Source organism: Micromonospora sp. WMMD736, from assembly GCF_049179015.1.
Lineage (GTDB): Bacteria > Actinomycetota > Actinomycetes > Mycobacteriales > Micromonosporaceae > Micromonospora.
The window spans coordinates 5,703,490-5,724,296 of sequence record NZ_JBMHMI010000001.1 but is presented as its reverse complement, the minus strand read 5'-3'; the positions used below and the strand labels follow the sequence as shown (position 1 = coordinate 5,724,296).

20 protein-coding genes are annotated in these 20,807 nt (G+C 73.0%); 6 read left to right on the top strand and 14 right to left on the bottom strand.

The genetic code is table 11. The annotated features are described in order from the left end of the window. Nucleotides 1-41 precede the first annotated feature (41 nt). Together ACN269_RS25860 and ligA are read right to left on the bottom strand one after the other, a co-directional pair. Entirely contained in the window at nt 42-2,690 is a 2,649-nt protein-coding gene (locus ACN269_RS25860) for a putative bifunctional diguanylate cyclase/phosphodiesterase (protein WP_421474849.1), read from the bottom strand. Nucleotides 2,691-2,843: 153 nt separating this feature from the next. After that, complete coding sequence (gene ligA, locus ACN269_RS25855; RefSeq protein WP_421474848.1) at nt 2,844-4,979, bottom strand: NAD-dependent DNA ligase LigA; 2,136 nt, start codon at nt 4,977-4,979, stop codon at nt 2,844-2,846. 690 nt (nt 4,980-5,669) lie between these two features. Here ligA and ACN269_RS25850 point away from each other — a divergent pair. Beyond that, entirely contained in the window at nt 5,670-6,230 is a 561-nt protein-coding gene (locus ACN269_RS25850) for a type II toxin-antitoxin system PemK/MazF family toxin (RefSeq protein WP_421474847.1), read from the top strand. Between the two features lie 344 nt (nt 6,231-6,574). On the opposite strand, the gene ACN269_RS25845 is transcribed toward ACN269_RS25850, so the two are convergent. The 7 genes from ACN269_RS25845 to ACN269_RS25815 all read right to left on the bottom strand — a co-directional run bounded on the left by ACN269_RS25845 (nt 6,575) and on the right by ACN269_RS25815 (nt 13,122). Continuing rightward, on the bottom strand, nt 6,575-7,588 hold the full coding sequence (locus tag ACN269_RS25845) for an ADP-ribosylglycohydrolase family protein (RefSeq protein WP_421474846.1): 1,014 nt from the start codon (nt 7,586-7,588) through the stop codon (nt 6,575-6,577). A 31-nt stretch (nt 7,589-7,619) separates the two neighbouring features. Next, nucleotides 7,620-7,985, bottom strand: coding sequence for a VOC family protein (locus tag ACN269_RS25840; protein WP_421474845.1), 366 nt, complete (start codon nt 7,983-7,985; stop codon nt 7,620-7,622). A 36-nt stretch (nt 7,986-8,021) separates the two neighbouring features. After that, entirely contained in the window at nt 8,022-9,026 is a 1,005-nt protein-coding gene (locus tag ACN269_RS25835; protein WP_421474844.1) for a methionine synthase, read from the bottom strand. Between the two features lie 37 nt (nt 9,027-9,063). Beyond that, nucleotides 9,064-10,137, bottom strand: coding sequence for a tRNA 2-thiouridine(34) synthase MnmA (gene mnmA / locus ACN269_RS25830; RefSeq protein ID WP_421474843.1), 1,074 nt, complete (start codon nt 10,135-10,137; stop codon nt 9,064-9,066). A gap of 220 nt (nt 10,138-10,357) precedes the next feature. Next, nucleotides 10,358-11,533: a cysteine desulfurase family protein gene (locus ACN269_RS25825; protein WP_421474842.1), complete on the bottom strand. Its 1,176-nt coding sequence runs from the start codon at nt 11,531-11,533 to the stop codon at nt 10,358-10,360. A 111-nt stretch (nt 11,534-11,644) separates the two neighbouring features. Continuing rightward, nucleotides 11,645-12,295: a class F sortase gene (locus tag ACN269_RS25820; protein ID WP_421474841.1), complete on the bottom strand. Its 651-nt coding sequence runs from the start codon at nt 12,293-12,295 to the stop codon at nt 11,645-11,647. Continuing rightward, nucleotides 12,292-13,122 (bottom strand): DUF4397 domain-containing protein, encoded by an 831-nt coding sequence (locus ACN269_RS25815; protein ID WP_421474840.1) that lies wholly within the window; start codon nt 13,120-13,122, stop codon nt 12,292-12,294. The genes ACN269_RS25820 and ACN269_RS25815 overlap by 4 nt, the downstream gene beginning before the upstream one ends. A 230-nt stretch (nt 13,123-13,352) precedes the next feature. Here ACN269_RS25815 and ACN269_RS25810 point away from each other — a divergent pair, with 230 nt between their 5' ends. Together ACN269_RS25810 and ACN269_RS25805 are read left to right on the top strand one after the other, a co-directional pair. Further along, the gene (locus ACN269_RS25810) at nt 13,353-13,955 is read left to right on the top strand and encodes an RNA polymerase sigma factor (protein WP_421474839.1); all 603 of its coding nucleotides are present in this window, start codon (nt 13,353-13,355) and stop codon (nt 13,953-13,955) included. Beyond that, nucleotides 13,909-14,703 (top strand): anti-sigma factor, encoded by a 795-nt coding sequence (locus tag ACN269_RS25805; protein ID WP_421476567.1) that lies wholly within the window; start codon nt 13,909-13,911, stop codon nt 14,701-14,703. Before ACN269_RS25810 ends, ACN269_RS25805 begins: the two co-directional genes overlap by 47 nt. Before the next feature lie 94 nt (nt 14,704-14,797). Here the strand turns inward: ACN269_RS25805 and ACN269_RS25800 are convergent, their stop codons facing one another. From ACN269_RS25800 to ACN269_RS25785, 4 genes are all read right to left on the bottom strand, one after another. Next, entirely contained in the window at nt 14,798-15,757 is a 960-nt protein-coding gene (locus ACN269_RS25800; RefSeq protein ID WP_421474838.1) for an electron transfer flavoprotein subunit alpha/FixB family protein, read from the bottom strand. A 14-nt stretch (nt 15,758-15,771) separates the two neighbouring features. Continuing rightward, the gene (locus ACN269_RS25795; RefSeq protein WP_421474837.1) at nt 15,772-16,551 is read right to left on the bottom strand and encodes an electron transfer flavoprotein subunit beta/FixA family protein; all 780 of its coding nucleotides are present in this window, start codon (nt 16,549-16,551) and stop codon (nt 15,772-15,774) included. Nucleotides 16,552-16,738: 187 nt separating this feature from the next. Beyond that, the gene (locus ACN269_RS25790) at nt 16,739-17,146 is read right to left on the bottom strand and encodes a hypothetical protein (protein ID WP_421474836.1); all 408 of its coding nucleotides are present in this window, start codon (nt 17,144-17,146) and stop codon (nt 16,739-16,741) included. Between the two features lie 2 nt (nt 17,147-17,148). After that, nucleotides 17,149-17,946: a GNAT family N-acetyltransferase gene (locus tag ACN269_RS25785; protein WP_421474835.1), complete on the bottom strand. Its 798-nt coding sequence runs from the start codon at nt 17,944-17,946 to the stop codon at nt 17,149-17,151. Nucleotides 17,947-17,988: 42 nt separating this feature from the next. On the opposite strand from ACN269_RS25785, the gene ACN269_RS25780 reads away from it, so the two are divergent. From ACN269_RS25780 to ACN269_RS25770, 3 genes are read left to right on the top strand one after another with little or no spacing between them, the layout of a single operon-like run. Next, complete coding sequence (locus tag ACN269_RS25780; protein ID WP_421474834.1) at nt 17,989-18,381, top strand: YidH family protein; 393 nt, start codon at nt 17,989-17,991, stop codon at nt 18,379-18,381. After that, complete coding sequence (locus tag ACN269_RS25775) at nt 18,378-18,683, top strand: DUF202 domain-containing protein (RefSeq protein ID WP_421474833.1); 306 nt, start codon at nt 18,378-18,380, stop codon at nt 18,681-18,683. Before ACN269_RS25780 ends, ACN269_RS25775 begins: the two co-directional genes overlap by 4 nt. Nucleotides 18,684-18,710: 27 nt before the next feature. Beyond that, nucleotides 18,711-19,118 (top strand): PLD nuclease N-terminal domain-containing protein, encoded by a 408-nt coding sequence (locus ACN269_RS25770; protein WP_421474832.1) that lies wholly within the window; start codon nt 18,711-18,713, stop codon nt 19,116-19,118. 48 nt (nt 19,119-19,166) lie between these two features. Here the strand turns inward: ACN269_RS25770 and ACN269_RS25765 are convergent, their stop codons facing one another. Next, nucleotides 19,167-20,789 (bottom strand): acetolactate synthase, encoded by a 1,623-nt coding sequence (locus ACN269_RS25765; RefSeq protein ID WP_421474831.1) that lies wholly within the window; start codon nt 20,787-20,789, stop codon nt 19,167-19,169. Nucleotides 20,790-20,807 lie beyond the last annotated feature (18 nt).

Sequence of the window (20,807 nt, the reverse complement as noted above, 5' to 3'; positions counted from 1 at the left end):
GAGTCTATTGTTCCGCGCCCCGCGCCGGCTGCTCGGGTGGGTCAGCGCGTCAGCCGGCGGCCGGCGTCCGGCTCCGGGCCGCCGCTCGGGCGCACCGGCCGATACCGGGCCAGCCAGGTGACCAGCTCCTCGGCAGGCATCGGACGGGCGTAGAACCAGCCCTGGGCCGCGTCGCAGCCGGCCGCGTACAGCATCCGCCAGGTCCGCTCGTCCTCCACCCCCTCCGCGACCACCCGCAGGCCCAGCGCGCCGGCCAGCTCGATCGTCGAGCGGACGATCGCCGCGTCGTCGGCGTCCTCGGCCATGCCCAGCACGAAGGACCGGTCCACCTTCACCTCGGACAGCGGCAGCCGGCGCAGGTGCTGCAAGGACGAGTAGCCGGTGCCGAAGTCGTCGAGCGCGATGGCCACCCCGATCTGGTGCAACCGGGTGATCGTCGCCAGCACCCGACGCGGATCGGCCATCAGGGCGCCCTCGGTGATCTCCAGTTGCAGTCGCTCGGCCGGCACCCCGTAGCGGGCCAGCCGGTCGGCGATCTGGTCGGCGATCTCGCCGGTGTGCAGGTCGCGCACGCTCACGTTGAGCGCCGCGCGTAGCCCGATGCCGGCCGCCGACCACTTGGCGAGCTGCTCCACCACGTCGTCCACGACCCGGCGGGTGAGCAGCCGCATCACCGCGCTCTGCTCGGCGACCCGGATCAGCTCCTCCGGGTCGACCATGCCCCGACGGGGATGCCGCCAGCGCAGCAGGGCCTCGACACCGACCACCTCGCCCGTCGCGATGGCGACCTGCGGCTGGTAGTACATGGTGATCGCACCGGCGTCGTCGACCGGCTCGCCCTCGCCTGCCCACCCGGTCGGCCCGGTCGCCCGCCCGCCCGCGAGGGACCCGGCATCGCGCCCTGGACGGCGGTCGCCCGTCGGCGGCAGCGCGCCACCGTTGGGCGAGCGCCGCCCGTGACCGCCGGCACGCCGGTCCCGGCTCGGACCGGGACGGGTGCCGGGAATCGTCGCGCGGCTGTTGCGACCCCGGATCGGATCGGCCCCGGTGGCGATCCGGTTGATCAACTCATCGGCGTGCGCCACCTCGTCCGCGGCACGCCGACGACGACCCCACCGCCGCCCGTCGGTCACCGGCGGCGCGGCGATGACCGGCGCGGCCCCGGCCGGCAGCGCGGCACCGTCACCGCCGCGCACCTCGGCCTCCACCGCGAGGGGTACGTCTGCCGTCCGCTCCGATCCACCCGGCTCGGACTGCTCCGCCTCGACGGCGTTGCCCGCCTCGCCCGCGTCGCTTACCTCCACGGCGTTGCTCGCCCCCACGGCGTTGCTCGCCCCCACGGCGTTGCTCGCCCCCACGGCGTTGCTCGCCTCCACGGCGGGCGTGCCGGATTCGAGCACCCGGCGGAGGTCGGCGAGGAGCCCGAGACGCTCGGCCGAGTTGTGGTCGGACTCCGGGGCGTACACGGCAACCGTGTCGTTACGGTGTTTGGCGTCGTACATCGCCACGTCGGCGTGCCGCATCAGGGTGGCGAAGTCCTCACCGTGCTCCGGGAAGATGGCGATCCCGATGGAGCCGCCCACGTCGAGCGGCAACCCGTCCAACGGCACCGGCTCGGCCAACACCCCGACCACCCGGTCGGCCATCTCGCGCGCCTGACCGACGTCGGACAGCCCGGTCATCACGATGGCGAACTCGTCCCCACCCAGCCGGGCGATCATCTGCGGTCGGGGTTCCACGTCCGCGAGTCGGGCGCTCACCTCGACCAGCAGCCGGTCACCCACCGCGTGCCCGAGCGCGTCGTTGACGTTCTTGAAGCGGTCCAGGTCGATAAGCAGCAGCGCCAGATGTCCGCCCGGCTCGCCCCGGGCGGTCCGCTCGGCGTGCAGGTGGACCTGCTCGGCGACCTCGGCCAGCAGCGCCTTTCGGTTCGGCAGACCGGTCAGCGGATCGGCGGCGGCCAGGTGCTGCTGTTCGACGGTCAGCCGGGCCATCCGGTACACGGCGAACAGCGGCACCAGCACCAGCGGGATCAGCGCCGCGCTGAGCCGGGCGGCGGCGACGAGCACCGGCGCCAGCAACAGCAGCGAGCCGGTGGAGAGCAGTTCGAAACCGACGCCCCGGCGGACGGTGGGCCACCAGCGGCCGCCGAAGCGCAGTCGTACCGCCCAGCTCACCAGCCCGTAGTTCACCACGAACCAGGCCAGCGTCGCGCCACCCACGGCGGCCACGTCGGTCCAGTGCAGGCGTCCCCCGGAGAAGATGGTGCCCGGCCCGAGCTGGACGACCCCGTACGCGGCGGCGAGCGCGCAGGCGTACTGGCCGACGTTGAACGCCGTCCGCCAGGCGGCGTTGCCCATCCGCCAGCCGGAGACGACCACCCCGACGGCCTGCACCGCCACCGCCGGGCCGAGCCCCCACCCGAGCAGGATGGCGAAGGTGAAGCAGGTGGACGGGAAGACCGCCGAGGTCTGCCGTCGCCCGGGCGGAACGAACGGGCGCGCGTCGCAGATCACCGCGAGCGCGGCCATCGTCCAGAACGCCACCGGCAGCCGGGACAGCTCCCCCGGAAGCGTCGTGAGTGGACCGGTGGCGGTCAGCGCCGCCACCGCCAGGATGCCGACGACGAAGGTGGCGAACGGCGCCGCCCGCCCAGGTGGGAGGGAGTTGCGCGGGTCGGCGACCTCCATCACACCTCCCGAGGAACCGTCGACGTGTCGGTGAGCACGTCGTGACCCAATGAAACGCCCTCAGCCCCAGGTTTCCCGGTATGACAGTCACGAATCGGTAGTAGTCGTAATTAAGTTGGTATACGCGGCGGCCACCTCGGTCGCGTGGCGGCGTCAGCCCTCGACCCGGGCGACCTCCCGCGCGGCGTCCGGACCCGCGTCCAGCAGCAGCCGGAACCCGTCCTCGTCCAGCACCGGCACCTTGAGGCTGGCGGCCTTGTCCGCCTTGGAACCCGGGTTGTCCCCCACCACGACGAAGCTCGTCCGCTTGGAGACCGAGCCGCTGACCTTGCCGCCCCGGCTCTGCACCGCCTCGGCGGCCTGGTCCCGGGAGAAGCCGGCAAGGGTGCCGGTGACCACGACGGTCAGCCCCTCCAACGGACGCGGGCCCTCGTCGACCGCCTCCTCGGCCATCCGTACGCCCGCGTCGGCCCACTTGCGGACCACCTCGCGGTGCCAGTCCACGGCGAACCACTCCCGGATGCTGGCCGCGATGGTCGGCCCGACGCCGTCGACGGAGGACAGCTCCTCCTCGCTGGCCGCGTCGATGGCCTCCACGGAACGGAAGTGCCGGGCCAGCGCCTGGGCGGCGGTGGGGCCGACGTGCCGGATGGAGAGCGCCACCAGCACCCGCCAGAGGTCACGTTCCCGGGCGACGGCCAGGTTGTCGAGCAGCTTGACCGCGTTGGTGCCGAGGCTGCCGTCCTTGTTGACGAAGAACGGCGAGCGGGACAGTTGGTCGGCGTCGAGCTGGAAGAGGTCACCCTCGTCGGCGATGATCCCCGCGTCGAGCAGCGCCGCGGCGCCCTTGTAGCCGAGCACCTCGATGTCGAACGCGCCACGGCCGGCGAGGTGGAACACCCGTTCGCGGAGCTGGGCCGGGCAGCTGCGGGTGTTGGGGCACCGGATGTCGACGTCGCCCTCCTTGGACGGCGCGAGCGGGGTGCCGCATGCCGGACAGGTGGTCGGCATGACGAACGGGCGGGCGTCGGCGGGCCGCAGGTCGACCACCGGGCCGAGCACCTCGGGGATCACGTCGCCGGCCTTGCGCAGCACCACCGTGTCGCCGATCAGCACGCCCTTGCGTTCCACCTCCCGGGCGTTGTGCAGGGTGGCGAGCGCGACCGTGGAGCCGGCCACCCGCACCGGCTCCAGCACGGCGAACGGGGTGACCCGACCGGTACGCCCCACGTTGACGTCGATGTCGAGGAGCTTGGTGGTGACCTCCTCCGGCGGGTACTTGAAGGCGATCGCCCAGCGCGGAGCGCGACTGGTCGAGCCCAGACGACCCTGGATGGAGACCGGGTCGACCTTGACCACCACACCGTCGATCTCATGCTCGACGTCGTGCCGGTGCTCGGCGTAGTAGGCGATGTATTCCGCGACGCCGGACAGGTCCGGCACGACCCGCCACCGGTCACTGGTCGGCAGCCCCCACGCCTTCAGGGCCGCGTACGACTCGGACTGCGCGGCGGGCTGGAACCCCCGGCGCGCGCCGATGCCGTGCACCACGAGACGCAGCGGCCGGGAGGCGGTGACCCTCGGGTCCTTCTGTCGGAGGCTGCCGGCGGCGGCGTTGCGCGGGTTGGCGAACGGCGCCCGGCCCTGCTCGACCAGACCCGCGTTGAGGTCGGCGAACGCGGCGACCGGGAAGTAGATCTCGCCCCGGACCTCCAGCAGCTCGGGGATCGTCGGGAACTCGGCGGACGGCGTGAGCTGGCCGGGCACGTCCCGGATGCTGCGCACGTTGGCGGTGACGTCCTCGCCGGTGCGACCGTCGCCCCGGGTGGCCGCCCGGACCAACCGACCGGCCTCGTAGGTCAGGTTGATCGCCAGACCGTCGACCTTCAACTCGCAGAGGTAGGGCACCGGCCCACCCGCGTCCCGTTCGACCCGCTCGGCCCAGGCCGCCAGCTCCTCGTCGGCGAAGGCGTTGTCGAGCGAGAGCATGCGCTCGGCGTGCGTGACCGGGGTGAAGTCGGTGGAGAACGTGCCACCCACCCGCTGGGTCGGCGAATCCGGCGTCCGCAGCGCGGGAAACTCCTGCTCCAGCGCTTCCAGCTCGCGCAGCTGCTTGTCGAACTCGGCATCGGTGATGATCGGCGAATCCAGCACGTAGTAGCGGTACTGATGCTCGGTCAGCTCACGGCTCAGCGTGGCGTGCCGCTCCCGCGCCTGCGGCGTCGGCTCCGCGCCGGCCGCCGCCTCCTGAGCCGGGCTGACCTGCTGACCGATCTGCTCCTCGGACACCCCGCCACCTTCGGACACGCCTGCGACCTCCCTGATCACGCTACTAAGGCACGGTATCGGTCCGGGCCGACAATCCGCCGCCCACCCGCGCCGACCGTGACGCCTCACGCTCCCGGTCCCTGGCCGCGCCGCGCCTCGCCGACGAAGCCGCCGCTCTTGATCGACTCCACATCGCCGAAGTCGGGGTATCCCAGCGCCAGGACACCCCGACTTCGGCGATCTGGAGTGGATCAAGGCGCGCGCCCGGCCGGCCCGCGCGCCGGGGCCGGGCGGCGGTGCCGCCAGCGGGGTGAACGCCGGGCCCCGGGGACCCCGGCCGCCCCGACGTTGGTGTCTCCGCAGGCCGAGGCGGGCCCGTCGCCGGACCCCCGGCGATCTTGCAGTTGCGGTCGTCAGTAGGGGTGGGACGTCCGGAATGTCGCAGCAGAAAGAGCAAGATCGGCGCGGGTGACGGCCGGCGCGGGTGCAGGACGGCCGGCGCGGGTGACGGCCGGCGCGGGTGCGGGACGGCCGGCGCGGGTGCGGGACGGCCGGCGCGGGATGGCTGCCTGGCCGTGGCGGTTCCGAGCGCCCCGGAACACGGGGGCTCGGCGGCACGAATGGCGGTGTCGTCGGCGGGCGGCGGGGGTCGTGACGTGCGAGGATCGCCGCACGAAGCGGCCGGCGTGCCGCGTGGGCGCGGAGGTGGCCATGACCGAGACGCTGCTCTGGGCGGCGGCGATCCTGCTCGCGGTGGCCGCCGGTTGGGCGTGGAACAGCTGGCGACACCGGGCGGCGACGCGACGCTCGACCGACCGACGCTCGACCGACCGACCCGGTCGACGTGCCACGACCGGCGCAGGTGGCCGCCGCCCCGCACCGCCGAGGCCGCGCGGCACCGACCGGCCGGGCGCGACGCCCCGCTCCCGTGACACCGATCGGACGGCCGACGCTCCGGCGGCGGGCGAGATCTGGTGGGCCGACGTGCCGTACGCCGATGGCAGCGGCTCGAAGGTCCGCCCCTGCCTGGTGCTCCGCGCCGACTCGCGGGGCGCCGACGTCCTGAAGATCACCAGCCAGGACAAGAGCGACCGCGACGACCATGTCCGGATTCCCACCCGGGACTGGGATCCCGACGCCGAGCACGACAGCTACCTCAGCCTGACCGAGCCGGTCCGGATCGACTCGGCCGACTTCGCCGACCGCGCCGGCCGCTGCGACGCCGACCTCTGGCGCAAGGTTCGCAGCCTGCGCCACCTGTCCACCAGCTGACCGCCGGACCGGGCGAGGCCAGCCCTCGCCTTGATCCACTCGGCATCCTGGAACCCGGCCCCTCCACCCGCCAGCAACACCCCGACTTCCAGAAACCCGAGTCGATCACCGCCAGAAATCGCGCCGGGCAGGGCCAGGCCGCGCCGGGCAGGGCCAGGCCGCGCCGGGCAGGGCCAGGCCACACCGGGCAGGGCCAGGCCACACCGGGCAGGGCCAGGCCACACCGGGCAGGGCCAGGCCACACCGAGCAGGGCCAGGCCACACCGGACTCGGCCAGGCCACACCGGACTCGGCCAGGCCACACGGGCCAGGCCGCACGGACCGGGCCGCGCCGGGACGGGCGGTCAGTCCCAGCTCTTGCCGAGGGTGGTGAGCTGATCGGCGTACTCGATGCGGTCGGCCCATCCCGACGGCCAGGCGGCCATGCCGACTGCCGTGCCCACGAAGGCGCCGGCCAGGGCGGCGATCGAGTCGGAGTCACCGGCGGTGGTCGCGCCCCGGGCCAGCGCCGCGACCGGGTCGTCGGCGTGGCGTACGGCGCAGAACAGCGCGGTGGCCAGCGCCTCTTCGGCCACCCACCCCTCTCCGGTGGCCCGGCACGGGTCGCCGCCGTCGTCCGGTGCGGCCAGGGCGATGGTCAGCCGGCGCAGTGCCGCCAGGCACTCGTCCCAACCGTGGGCGATGAACTCCTCCGGCGTGTCGGCCCCCGGACGACGCCAGAGATCGCCCAACCACTCCTGGTGGTAGACCCGGCGCTGGGACCGCGCCCGCTCGGTGAGGATCGCGGGCAGTTCGGGCAGTGTGACGCCGCCGCGCAGGGCGACGACCGCGTAGGCGGTGAGTTCGCTGGCGGCCAGCCCGGTCGGGTGGCCGTGGGTGAGCCCGGCCTGCAACTGGGCCAGACCGGCCATCGTGTCGAGGTCTACGTCCAACAGCCCGACCGGCGTGACGCGCATGTTCGCGCCGCAGCCCTTCGAGCCGGCGACCGTCGCCTCCTGCCAGCGCAGCCCTCGATCCAGGTCGGCGCAGGCGCGCAGGCAGGTCATCCCGGGGGCGCGGTTGTTGTCCGGGCTGACCGACCAGGCCACGAAGCGGCGTCGTAGCAGCGGCTCCACCGCGTCCGGTGTGAGCGTCGACGCCTCGTGCAGCGCCCAGCCCACCGCCAGCGCCATCTGCGTGTCGTCCGTGACCAACGCCGGGTCACCGGTCAACTCTCGTGGGCCGGTCGGACCGTAACGGCGTTCGATCTCGGCGACGGTCAGGAACTCGGTGGGCTTGCCCAGCGCGTCGCCGTAGGCGAGACCGAAGAGCGAACCGGAGGCGCGCAGTACGGCGGTGGAGGTCACGGCGGCCATCATGCCCGGCCGCCGCAACCGCCGTCGTGCGTGGTCAGTCCCAGCAGAGGCAGAACGGGTGGCCGACCGGATCGGCGTAGACCCGGAAACCGTCGCCCTCGCCGGGCAGCCGCCGGGCACCGAGCGCGAGCGCCGCCTTCTCCGCGCTCTCGATGTCGTCGACGGTCACGTCCAGGTGGAACTGCTGCGGGCGCTCCGGGTCCGGCCAGGACGGCGTACGCAGGTTGAGCGCCCGCTGGAAAGCCAGTCGTGGCTGGTGACCGGGCGGGCCACCGAGCACCACCCAGTCGTCCTCGGAGTTGTCCTCGGCGATGGGGATGCCGAGCAGCTCGGCGTAGAACGCGGCCAGCGCCCGCGGATCGGGGCAGTCGATCACCACTGAACGTAGCTGTCCAATCATGACGGTCATCCTGCCCACCGGATACGACAGGAAACCTCACTCCTCGGTGAACCGGCGGCCGGCGTCCCGGCAGGCCGCGAGGACCGCCCGGGCGTACCGCGGGGTGGCGCCGGCCAGGCCACACGCCGGGGTGACGACCACCTGCTGGGCGAGCTGCCGGCGGGGAAAGCCGAGGCGGTCCCAGATCTGTCGTACCCGATCGGCGATCTGCCCGGAGGTCGGTGCGCCACCGGCCGACGGCGGCCGGGTCGGCGCGGCGCCGGCCAACAACCCGAGGCCGGCATCGATCGCTTCGCCCAGCGGATCCAGGTCGGTGACGAGGTCGAGGTCGAGGGCGACCGCGACGGCCCCGGTGGAGCGGATCAGCTCCAACGGCACGTCCGGGGCGCAGCAGTGCACCACGGTGGGTACGGCCACCGCGTCGACGACCGTGCGCAGCAGGGCCGCCGCGTCGGCCGACTCCACCGCCCGGTACGCGCCCAACCCGCTCTCGGTCGGCACTCGTCCGGCCAGCACGGTCGGCAGCGACGGCTCGTCCAGTTGGAGCAGCACCGACGCCTGGGGCAGCCGTCGCGCGACCGCCGCCACATGCTCGCGCAGCCCTTCGGCGAGCGAGCCGGTGAGGTCGCGCACGGCACCGGGGTCGCGCAGCAGCCGGCCGCCGATCGGCAGCTCCAGCGCGGCGGCCAGGGTGAACGGGCCGCCGGCCTGCACCTTGATCGGACCGGCGTACCCCTCGGCCTGCTCGGTGAGCTGGTCCAGGTCACGTTCCATCAGGTCCCGGGCCCGGCGCAGGTCACGGCCGGGGCGGGGGGCGACCCGCCACCGCCCGGTGTACAGCTCGACGGGCAGCTCGACCAGCAGCCCGGCGCTGCGGCCGATCAGGTCGGCCCCGGGGCCCCGGGCCGGCAGCTCGGGCAGGTGCGGCAGGTCGGGAAGCTCGCCGAGAACCACCCGCTGGGCCTCAGCGATGTCGGTGCCGGGCAACGAACCGATGCCGGTCGCCGCGCCGGCCGGCCACGGCCACGCCTGATCTGTCACGGCCGAAGGCTATCCCGCGGGCACCCGGGCCGTGTCGTCAGCCGGCGATCGTGGCCGAGCCGAGGACGATGTCGCCGGCCGGGTCCGGCCGGTACGCCACCAGGGCCTGACCGGCGGCGACGCCGCGGACCGGACGGCGCAGCTCGGCGTGCAGCGCGTCGCCGTCGAGGTCGACGGTCGCCGGCACCACGTCGCCGTGCGCGCGGAGCTGCACCTCGCACTCGACCGGCGCGTCGGGGCGGGGACCACCGGTCCAGACCGGGCGGATGGCGCGGACCTGGGACACCTCCAGCGCCTCGGCCGGCCCGACCGTCACGGTGTTGCTCTTGGGCGTGATCGAGAGCACGTAACGCGGCCGACCGTCGGGGGCGGGCCGGTCCAGGTGCAGGCCGCGACGCTGGCCCACCGTGTACGCGTACGCCCCGGTATGGCTGCCGACGACCGCGCCGGTGCTCGCGTCGACGACGTCGCCGGGGGTCTCGCCGAGCCGGCCGGCGAGGAAGCCACGGGTGTCACCGTCGGCGATGAAGCAGATGTCGTGGGAGTCCGGCTTGTCGGCCACGGCCAGGCCGCGCTCGGCGGCCTCCGCGCGGACCTGCGCCTTGGTCGAGTCGCCGAGCGGGAACATCGAGCGGTCCAGCTGCTCGCGGGTGAGGACCGCCAGCACGTACGACTGGTCCTTGGCGATGTCGACGCTCCGGCGCAACAGCCCGTCCGGGCCGAGCCGGGCGTGGTGACCGGTGACCACCGCGTCGAAGCCCAACGCGATCGCCCGGTCCAGCACCGCCGCGAACTTGATCTTTTCGTTGCACCGCAGACAGGGATTCGGCGTACGGCCGGCGGCGTACTCGGCGACGAAGTCGTCCACCACGTCCTCGTGGAACCGGTCCGCCATGTCCCACACGTAGAACGGAATGCCGATCACGTCGGCGGCCCGGCGGGCGTCCCGGGAGTCCTCGAGGGTGCAGCAACCGCGCGCCCCGGTCCGGTACGTCTGCGGATTGCGGGCCAACGCGAGGTGCACGCCGGTCACGTCGTGCCCGGCCGCCACCGCCCGCGCCGCCGCCACGGCCGAGTCGACCCCGCCCGACATCGCCGCCAGAACTCTCACCAGCCAACCCCCTTCCCCACAGACCCAACCCTATCCACCACCCAACCCAACCCCCACCCCCCAACCCCGCCCCGCCCGCGCCCGCGTCCGCGTCCGCACCGACCCACCCTGTTGATCATGAAGTTATTGCCACGACACGCCGACCCGCAGGGCAACAACTTCATGATCAACGCGAACGCGCCGAGGCCCCGCGCGATCACGCCGAGCGGGCGGGCCGGGGTCAGCGGGGGGTTCGGGGGGCGGCGGCTCGGCGGGCTCGCTCCACCGCTGCGGGGAGGGCCGCCACCAGGGCGTCGATCTCGGCCTGGGTGCTGGTGTGGCCGAGCGTGAAGCGCAGCGACGAACGAGCGCGGTCGTCGTCGGCGCCCATCGCCAACAGCACGTGCGACGGCTGGGCGACGCCGGCCGAGCAGGCCGAGCCGGTCGAGCAGGCGATGCCCTGGGCGTCGAGCAGAAGCAGCAGTGCGTCGCCCTCGCAACCCGGGAAGGAGAAGTGCGCGTTGCCGGGGAGCCGGTCGGTCGCGTCGCCGTTGTAGATCACCTCGGGCACCGCGCGGCGGACCCGCTCGATCAGGTCGTCGCGCAGGGCGGCCACCCGGGCCGCGTACTCCTGCTGGCCCTTCACCGCCGTCTCGACCGCGACCGCGAAGGCGACGATGCCGGCGGTGTCCAGCGTGCCGGAACGGACGTCGCGCTCCTGGCCGCCGCCGTGCAGCAGGGGTACGGCGGTCACGTCCCGGCCGAGCAGCAGGGCGCCCACCCCGATCGGACCGCCCAGCTTGTGACCGGTGACGGTGAGCGCGGCGGCCCCGCTGGCGGCGAAGTCGACCGGCACCTGCCCGACGGCCTGGATGGCGTCGGTGTGGAACGGCACACCGTACTCGGCGGCGACGGCGGCCAGCTCGGCCACCGGCTGCACGGTACCGACCTCGTTGTTGGCCCACATCGCGGTGACCAGGGCCACCCGGTCGGCGTGCGCGCTGAGCTCGGCGCGCAGGGTCTCCGGGTCGAGTCGGCCCGTGGCGTCCACCGGCAGCGAGCCGATCTCGGCGTTCTCGTGCGCGGCCAGCCAGTCGACCGAGTCGAGCACGGCGTGGTGTTCGACGGCGCTGGAGACCACCCGCCGACGGTCGGCGACGGCGTCCCGGCGGGCCCAGAAGAGGCCCTTGACGGCCAGGTTGTCGCTCTCCGTGCCACCGCCCGTGAAGATCACTTCGGACGGCCGGGCGCCCAGCACAGCGGCCACCCGTTCGCGCGACTCCTCGACCCGGCGACGGGCACGACGACCGGCCGCGTGCAGGGAGGACGCGTTGCCGACCTCGCGGGCGGTGGCGACGTACGCCTCCAGTGCCTCGTCGAGCATGGGGGTGGTAGCCGCGTGATCCAGGTAAGCCATCACCTCTCAGCGTACGGCCGACCGGACAGCGAGTTGAGGGCGGAGTGGCCTCCGCGCGACGTGCCGGGGTGTGCGGGCCACCCCGGCACGAAGCGGACACGGGTCCCCCGCTCAGGCGGGCACCGCTGTGACGACGATGTTGTCGCGGTACTTGCGGGCCTTGGCGTCGAACGGCCCGCCGCAGGTGATCAGGGTCAACCTCGGCTTGCCGTCCCGGGCGAAGTAGCGGTCCAGCGGGATCTTGGTCTTGGCGTACTCCTCCCGGGCGACGACCCGGTACCGCCGGGCCTTGCCGTCGCTGCCGGTCGCGGTCAGGGTGTCGCCCTGGTCCAGCTCGCGGAGCCGGAAGAACGCTCCGTTGCCCTGTCTGGCGCTGTCCACGTGCCCGGCGATGACCACCGATCCGGCGTCCGCCTCCAGGCCGGGGCCGTACCGGTACCAGCCGATCTCATCGACGCTCGGCGGCACCTCGAACTCGTTGGTGCGCTCGTTGATGCCGACCGCGTTGACCGTGGCGGTCACGCCGATCTCCGGGATGACCAGCCGGACCGGCGGGACGGCCTGGGCACCTGCGGGCAGGTCGCCGCCGGTCACCGGCACCGATGGGACGGGCGCGGTCGGGGTGGGGCTGGCCAGCGCGGTCGCCTCCTCGGTGCCGACGTTCTCGGCCGGCTGGGAGTTGCACGCCACCAGGGCGGCGACGGTGAGCGCGGCAGCGCCGGCGGCCAGGGCCGCCAGCGCGCCGCGGTTGCGCACCGTCACTTGCGGCCGGTCCGCGCGGTCGCCATCCGCGCCCCACCACCGACCAGCAGGAGTACGCCGGCACCGGTGAGCACGTACCACCAGGTGTTCACGCCGGTACCCGCCTGGCCACCGTCACCGCTCGGCACGCCGCCAGGTGCGGAGTGCAGGCCGGTGATGGTCTGGGCCACCACGTCCAGGTTCTTGCCCTCGGCGGAGCCGATGGCGTAGACGATCGTCGCGGTGCCCTCGGAGAGGTTCAGGTCCGCCGGGCCGATGGCCACGGTGTCGGTGCCGGCCAGCACCACGTCCGCCTTCACCTCACCGGCGTCGACGTCGCCCTTGGCCTCGTTCGGGTTGGTCAGGCCCTTGAAGACCGGGGTGCCGCCGGCCCGTACGTCGACCGCCGGGGCGGCCGCGGTGTGCCGGACGATCAGGCGGGCCTTGCCGGCCTCGACCTTGGAGACGTCGTTCACGAACGGCGTGATCTTCGGCTTGCCGGCGGCGTCGAGGTGTGCGGCGATGCTGATGTTCGCCCCACCCGGCACCTTGGCGTCGTCGGCCTTGAGGATCGCGCTGCCGACCGGCTCACCGGGCTTGGTGAGGGCGATGTCGTACTCCCCCTCGGCCAGGTTCAGCGGGCCGGCCACGTCACCGGGCTTGAAGTTGTCGAGCGTCTTCTTGCCGTTGACGTAGACGTCGACCGGGGTGTCCGGGATGCCGTGCACGACGGAGACCTTCGACGTGGCGGCGTACGCGGGGGTGGCGGTGAACGCGCCGGCACCGGCGAAGGTGAGCGCGGCGACCGCGCCGCCTGCGGCGACCCGACGGAAGTACGAGAGCTGCATGTCTGCCTCCTGGTGATTGATGCTGATTAGTCAGGCCTGGCTTGCAGAACGGGTTACGCCGGCTCCGCGACGGGCGGATGCGCTCTCGACGCGATTCTTTTTCTCGCCTCCGACCGCATCCAGATCACCGTCGCCCGACGAAGAGCAGGTGAGATGACTTTGACCGGGAGAGTGGGGCGAGGGCTGTGGCAGCTACAGTCGGGCATGCCCCATCGAAGGCGGGCCGCCCCGTGACGGCGCTGCCACCGCAACCGGACCCACCGGCGGACGACCTCGCGGCCCGGTTCCGGGCCGGCGACGAGGCGGCGCTGCGTGCGGCGTACGAGCGTTACGGCCGCGCCGTCCTGCACCTCGCGACCACCATGCTGGCCAACCGGGCCGACGCCGAGGACGTGACCCAGGCGACGTTCGTGGGCGCGTGGCTGGGCCGGGAGACCTTCGACCCGACCAAGGGCTCGTTGGTCGGCTGGCTGCTCGGCATCGGCCGACGCAAGGTGATCGACCGCATGCGCGCCTCGGCGCGGGAGACCCGGGTGGTGGAGACCGTCCGGCAACTGCCCGAGCCGGCGCAGACCGGCCCGGACCCGGACCGGGTGGTGGATCGGCTGGTGATCGCGGACGAGCTGGCACGCCTCCCGGACGACCAGCGACGCATGTTGGAGTTGGCCTTCTACGACGACCTGACACACCAGCAGATCGCCGCGGTGACCGGGGTGCCGCTGGGCACCGTGAAGAGTCACATCCGACGCGGTATGGCGAGCTTGAAGCGCAGATGGGAGGTGGATGGTGCAGCACCTGGAGCACGAGCGGCTGGTCTTTCTGGCGCTCGGTGAGAGCGAGGCGGACGACGGGGAGCGCACCCACCTCGACACCTGCGCGCACTGCCGGACGGAGCTGTCGGCCCTGCGGCAGGTCGCCGGGCTCGGTGCCGAGACGCAGGGTCTCGGCGACCTGCCCGACCCGCCGGAGCACATCTGGCAGGGCATCGAAGCCGAGATCCGGGCGGCCGAGGTCACCGAGGTCCACGCGCCCGTGGCGGTGCTGACCGGTGTCGATCGGCAGCAGGTGCCGGGGCAGACCCGCGGGACGGAGACCGTCACCCGGCTGGACCCGACGCGTCGGCCGCGCCGGGGTCGTGGCTGGTCCCGTTGGGCGGCCACGGCGGTGACCGCCGTCGCCGCGGCGGCGATCGGTGTGGTGGGCACGGTCACGGTGCTGCGGCCGACGGAACCAGAGCCGGCGGAGACGCCGACGGTGCTGGCCAGCGCGCCACTGGCGGCGTTCGGCTCGACACCGAAATCGGCCCAGGGCGACGCGCGGGTGCTACAGGGCGGCCAACTACATCTGCATGTGGCGAATCTCCCGCGCGTGCCGGGGTACTACGAGGTCTGGCTCATCAACCCGACGACCATGGAGATGTTCTCGATCGGCACCCTCGGTGGCGACGCGGACGCTCTGCTGCCCCTGCCCCCGAATGTCGACCTCAAGAGCTATTCGGTGGTCGACGTGTCCGCCGAGCAGTACGACAACAACACCCGCCACTCCGGCGACAGCCTGTTGAGGGGCACCCTGACGGGCTGATCGGCGGGCCGGCTCAGCTCCCCGGCCCGCCGATCAGCTCCCCACGAAAAAAGTGGCCGCCCGGTGCCGGGCGGCCACTTTTTCGTTCACCTGATCACTTGCGCTTGCGGATCTCCTCGGCGGCCTGCGGGACGATCTTGAACAGGTCGCCCACCACGCCGAAGTCGGCCAGCTCGAAGATCGGCGCCTCACCGTCCTTGTTGACGGCGACGATCGTCTTCGAGGTCTGCATGCCGGCCCGGTGCTGGATGGCGCCGGAGATGCCCAGCGCCACGTAGAGCTGCGGCGAGACGGTCTTGCCGGTCTGGCCCACCTGGAACTGGTGCGGGTAGAAGCCGGAGTCCACGGCCGCGCGGGACGCGCCGACGGCGCCACCGAGCAGGTCGGCCAGCTCTTCGACCAGCTTGAAGTTGTCGGCGTTGCCGACGCCACGACCGCCGGAGACGACCACGCCGGCCTCGGTCAGCTCGGGCCGGGAGCCCTTCTGCTCGGCGACCCGCTCGACGACCTTGGCCAGCTTGTCGGTGTCGGTGACCGACACCGTGAGCTGCTCGATCGTCGGGGTGGCCGCCGCCGGGGCGGGGGTGACCGAGTTGGGCCGGACGGTGACCAGCGGCAGGCCCTTGGTGACCTTGGACTTGACGATGGTGGAGCCCGCGAAGGCGACCTGGGTGGCGGTGCCGTCGGCGGCCAGGCCGACCACGTCGGTCAGGATGCCGTTGTCGAGCTTGACGGCGAGCCGGGCGGCGATCTCCTTGCCCTCCTGGGCGGAGGCCAGCAGCACGGCGGCCGGCTGCACCCGCTGGACCAGCTCGGCCAGCACGGTCGCCTTCGGGGCCACCAGGTAGCCGTCGATGTCGTCACCCTCGGCGGCGTAGATCTTCTCCGCGCCGTACTCGCCCAGCTTGGCGCTGAGCGCCTCGGCGGCCCCGGGGCCACCGAGCACCACGGCGCTCGGGGTGCCCAGCTCACGGGCGAGGGTGAGCATCTCGAGGGTGACCTTCTTGACGCCGAATTCCTTGGTGGCTTCGACGACGACGAGAACCTCAGACATGTCCAGACCCGCTCTCAGACGAACTTCTCGGTGGCGAGGAACTCGACCAGCTTGACGCCGCCCTCGCCCTCATCGGTGACCTTGGCGCCGCCGGAGCGCGGCGGGCGCTTGGTGTGCTCGACGACGGCGCTGGTCGCGCCGTCGAAGCCCACCTCGGTCGGCGCGACGCCCAGGTCCGCCAGGGAGTACGTCTGCACCGGCTTCTTCTTCGCGGCCATGATGCCCTTGAAGGAGGGGTAGCGCGGCTCGTTGATGGTGTCCCACACGGAGACCACGGCCGGCGTGGCGGCCGTGACGACCTCGTAGCCCTCCTCGGTCTGCCGCTCGACGGTCAGGGTGGAACCGTCGACCGTCAGCTTGCGCGCGCCGGTGAGCGCCGCGACGCCGAGCCGCTCGGCGATCATGTGCGGCATGACCTGCACCCGGCCGTCGGTGGACTCCGCGCCGCAGATCACCAGGTCGGCGTTGAGCTGCCCGAGGGCGGCGGCGAGCACCTTGGACGTCGCCACCGCGCAGGAACCGTGCAGGGCGTCGTCCACCACGTGCACGGCCTTGTCGGGACCCATGGAGAGCGCCTTGCGGATCGACTCGGTCGCCCGGTCCGGACCCATGGTCAGGATGGTCACCTCGCCGCCGTGCGCCTCCTTGATCTTCAGCGCCTCCTCGATGGCGTACTCGTCCATCTCGTTGATCACGTTGTTCGCCGAACCGCGGTCGACGGTGTTGTCGTCACTGCGCAGGTTGCGGTCCGCGCCCGAATCAGGCACCTGCTTGACGAGTACGACGATATTCATCGCGCTTCGACGACCCTCCTGTGTGGTGTTGCGATTGGCTCGCCCGGTCTGGGCCGCAGCCTCGCCTGTCGGTCGACGCCCGGTCAACCGCGGGCTGCTGTGCAGTTGCCCACGCGGCAATGTTACCTGCCAGTAGGTTACCGCTGTCGAGCACGCGGAGTGACACAGGTCACCGGCGTGGCGCAGGTCAGACGGGCTCGGCCAGCGCGCCCCGGATCTGCTCGATGGCGGCGGTCTCGGCGGGGGCCACCCCGGCGTGTGCGCGGGCGACCCGGTCCGCAGCGGTCAGCACCACCGACCGGTACGCCTCGACGTCGGCCGGCGACTTCTCCCGCAGGATCCGTACCGCCCGCCCGAGCGCCGGCAGCACCACCGACTCGATCTCCAACTGGGAGTCCCGGGGCAGGCGGGGCAGCGGGCCGGTGGTCAGCGCCTCCTTGACCACGCCGCTCGCGTCGGCCAGCGCGCCCGAGGCGGCGACGCTCTCGCGGATCACGCCCAGCATCCCCGGGTCGGCGTTCGAGACCAGGAAGACCGCGCCGAACGCGCCCGTCTTCAGGGTCAGGCGCTCCTCGTCCGTCAGCCGCTGCTCCATGATCACGGAGTGTAGACGTACGGCGTGGTGGTGGTGACGGCTACGAGTCCGAGTCGCTGGAGGATCGGCCGGCTGTCCTCGGAACAGTCGACCTGCAGGAGCGTCCGACCCCGCTGCTCGGCCAGCCGCGCCCGGTAGTTGACCAACGCCCGGTAGATGCCCCTGCGCCGCCACTGCGCCAGGGTCGAGCCGCCCCAGAGCGTGGCGAAGCCGGTGTTCGCCGGGAACCGCACCCAGCCGGCGCTCACCACCGTCCCGTCCGCCTCGGCCACCACCACCGTGATCGAGGTCGGGTCGGCGTCGATCTCCTTGGCCAGACCCGTCACCAGGTGCGAGCGGTCCGCCTGCCAGACCTCCTCCTCCATGGCGGCGATCCGTTCCAGATCAGCGCGGGAGGTCACCTCACGCAGGCGTACCCCCTCGGGAACCACCGGCAGCGCGGCCGCCAGCGGCGCGACCGGCCCGACCACGACGGTCTCCCGGTCCTCCGGAACGAAGCCGGCGGCGCGCAGCCGGTCCGCCAGGTCGGCCGGCTCGTCGTGCTCGTTGAGCTTCCACTCCACCGACTGGCCGCGCTCGCGGAAGAACGCCACCTGCCGGGCGATCAGCTCGTCAAGCGCGTCGCCGGTCAGCCCGCCCAGGTCGCGGTAGGTCAGGAAGCCACCCGCGTCGAGCCCGGTGATCCGCACGAGGGGGCCGTCCCGCTCCACGGTCACCCCGGCCGGAACCGGGTCGGGGATCTCCGGGCGGATCTGGTTGTCGTAGGCGGCGCGCAGGGTGTTCACATCAAGATCGGTCACCGGACCAGGCTACGGTCCGGGGGAAGCGGATAATCTCCCATCGTGTGGGAAGCGATCAGGCGCTGGTTCGACCCGGCGGAGGCACGCTCCGTCGGTGAGACACCGGACTACCGGTTCTCCCTCGCCAACGAGCGGACCTTCCTCGCCTGGCTGCGTACCGGGCTCGCGCTGGTTGGCGGCGGGCTGGCCGCCGCGCAGTTCCTGCCGCCGCTGCCGATGAGCCACCTGCGGGAGGTCATCGCGGTCGCGCTGCTGCTGCTCGGCGGCACCGTCGCGATCCGCGCCGTGGACCACTGGGCGCGTACCGAACGGGCCATCCGGCTCGGCCAGGAGCTGCCCGCCTCGCGCTTCCCCGCCATCCTCGCCCTCGCCGTCGGCGCGGGGGCCGTCCTGCTGGTGCTCGCGGTCCTGGCCCGGGCGGTCGGGGAACGGTGAGCGCCGGACGCGACCCGGGCCTGCAACCGGAGCGGACCCGGCTGGCCTGGCGGCGCACCCTGCTCACGCTGACCGTGGTGACCGCGCTGGCCGTCCGGCTCGCGTCCAACGGCGGCGTGTTCGGCGCGCTCGTCGTCGGCGCAGCCGTGCTGGTCTGGGGTGGCCTGCTCGTACTCTGCTGGCCGCGCGCCACCGGCGTCGGCGCGGCCCGTACCGGTGGCCGGACGCTGCCGCTGGTCGCGCTGGGCTCGGTCGGGCTCGCGCTGCTCGGCGTGCTGCTGACGGTTCGCGGACTACGCTGACGCGACACCGTGCGCCATGATGGGTGCATGGCCCGGCTGTACGTTCTCCTCTTCCTGGCGCAGATCGTCCTCGCCGTCTGCGCACTGATCAGCTGCCTGTCCGCCGAGGAGGGTCAGATCCGCGCCCTGCCCCGGATCGCCTGGGTGCTGATCATCCTGTTCTTCCCCCTGGTCGGGTCGATCGCCTGGTTCGTCGCCGGGCGCGAGCCGGGCACCTCCGCCCGCACGGCGTGGCCGGGCCCCGCCGGGCGGCAGCCGCGCCGGCCACTCGCTCCCGACGACGACCCGGAGTTCCTGCGCTCGGTGCAGGACCGCGCCAAGCAGCAGGACCAGGAGCTCTTCCGCCGCTGGGAGGAGGACCTGCGTCGGCGTGAGGACGACCTGCGCCGCCGCGACGGCGAGCCGCCCCGCGAGGGCGACCGACCGGAGGTGTGAGTCCGCCGCCGTCGCCCTCCGAGGAGCGGCGACGGCGGCGGGTGTGACTCAGGCCAGGTTCGACGAGCGGGGGTACGCGTCGGTCGGGTCGGTGAGCACGTTGACCAGGTACGGCACGCCGGAGTCGAAGGCCCGTTGCAGTGCCGGCGCGAGGTCGGCGGCCTTCGCGACCGTCTCCCCCGCGCCACCCAGCGCGCTGACCACCGTGTCGTAGCGCAACTCCGGCTGGAGGTCGGCGGCCACGTCGTAGCCGTACATGGCCCGCATCGGGTGCTTCTCCAGGCCCCAGATGCCGTTGTTGCCGACGACGATCACCACGGGCAGCTTCTGGCGGACCAGGGACTCGACGTCCATCAGCGAGAAGCCGGCCGCGCCGTCGCCCATCAGCACGCAGATCTGCCGGTCCGGGTGGCTGACCCGGGCGCCCATCGCGTAGCCCATGCCGGTGCCCAGGCAGCCGTACGGGCCCGGGTCCAACCAGGTGCCGGGCTGCGACGGCTCCAGGTAACGCCCGGCGTACGAGACGAAGTCACCACCGTCGCCGATGGTGATGGCGTCCGGGGCGAGCGCCCGGCGCAGCTCGCCGTAGATCCGGGCCGGCCGGATCGGATCCGTCTCGGCAGCCATCTCGGCGGCGTCCCGGGCCTTCGCGGCGTCCTCGGCGACCCGCAGGTCGGCGATCCAGTCGGTGTGGTCCGCCCGGTCGCCAACGTGGTCGGCCAGCGCGGAGAGGATCAGGCGCAGGTCGCCGGCGGGGGCGACGGCCGGCTGCACGTGCGTGGCGCGCTGGCTGGGCGCGTCGACGATGTGCACCACCTTGGCGTCACCGAAGTCGCCGAAGCTGAGCCGGAAGTCCAGCGGCGTGCCGACCACCACGACGACGTCGGCACCGGAGAGCGCGGCGCGGCGTGCCTTGGCGAAGGCGAGCGGGTGCTCCGGCGGCAGTGAACCACGGCCCATGCCGTTGGTGAACACCGGCACCTGCAACGCCTCGGCAGCCTCGCGCAGCGCGGCCACCGCGTCACCGGCGTACACGTCGGAGCCGGCGATGATGACCGGCCGCTGCGCGCCGGCGATCAGGGTGGCGGCCCGGCTCACCTCGTCCGGGTCCGGCTCGACCGCGTCGACGCCGGCCGGCGCGGGCAGGTCCGCGTCGGCGACCGAGAAGACCGTCTCCAACGGGAAGTCGAGGAAGACCGGGCCACGGTGCGGGGTGAGCGCGGCGGTGAGGGCGGCCCCCACCGCGCGCGGGATGTCGTCGGTGCTGAACACCGTCTCGGCGTGCTTGGTGACCGGGGCGACCAGCGGCAGGTGGTCCATCTCCTGGAGGCTGCCGGAGCCCCACCGGAAGGCGGGCGCGCGACCACCGAGCACCAACACCGGGGAGGCGTTGAAGAACGCGCTGGTCATGCCGGAGATGCCGTTGGTGACACCGGGGCCGGCGGTGAGCACGGCGAGACCGGGTCGGCGCTGGAGCTTCGCCACCGCCTCGGCCGCGAAGACCGCGGACTGCTCGTGCCGGACGTCGTAGATCGGGAAGTCGGTCTTGTGGGCGGCGTCGTAGAGCGGGAAGACGTGCCCGCCGGAGAGCGTGAACATCTCCCGTACGCCGTGCGCGCGCAGTGCCGCCAGCGCCAACTCGCCGCCGTGACCCTCGATCCGCTCCGTCATGTCGCTCCCATCGTCCGT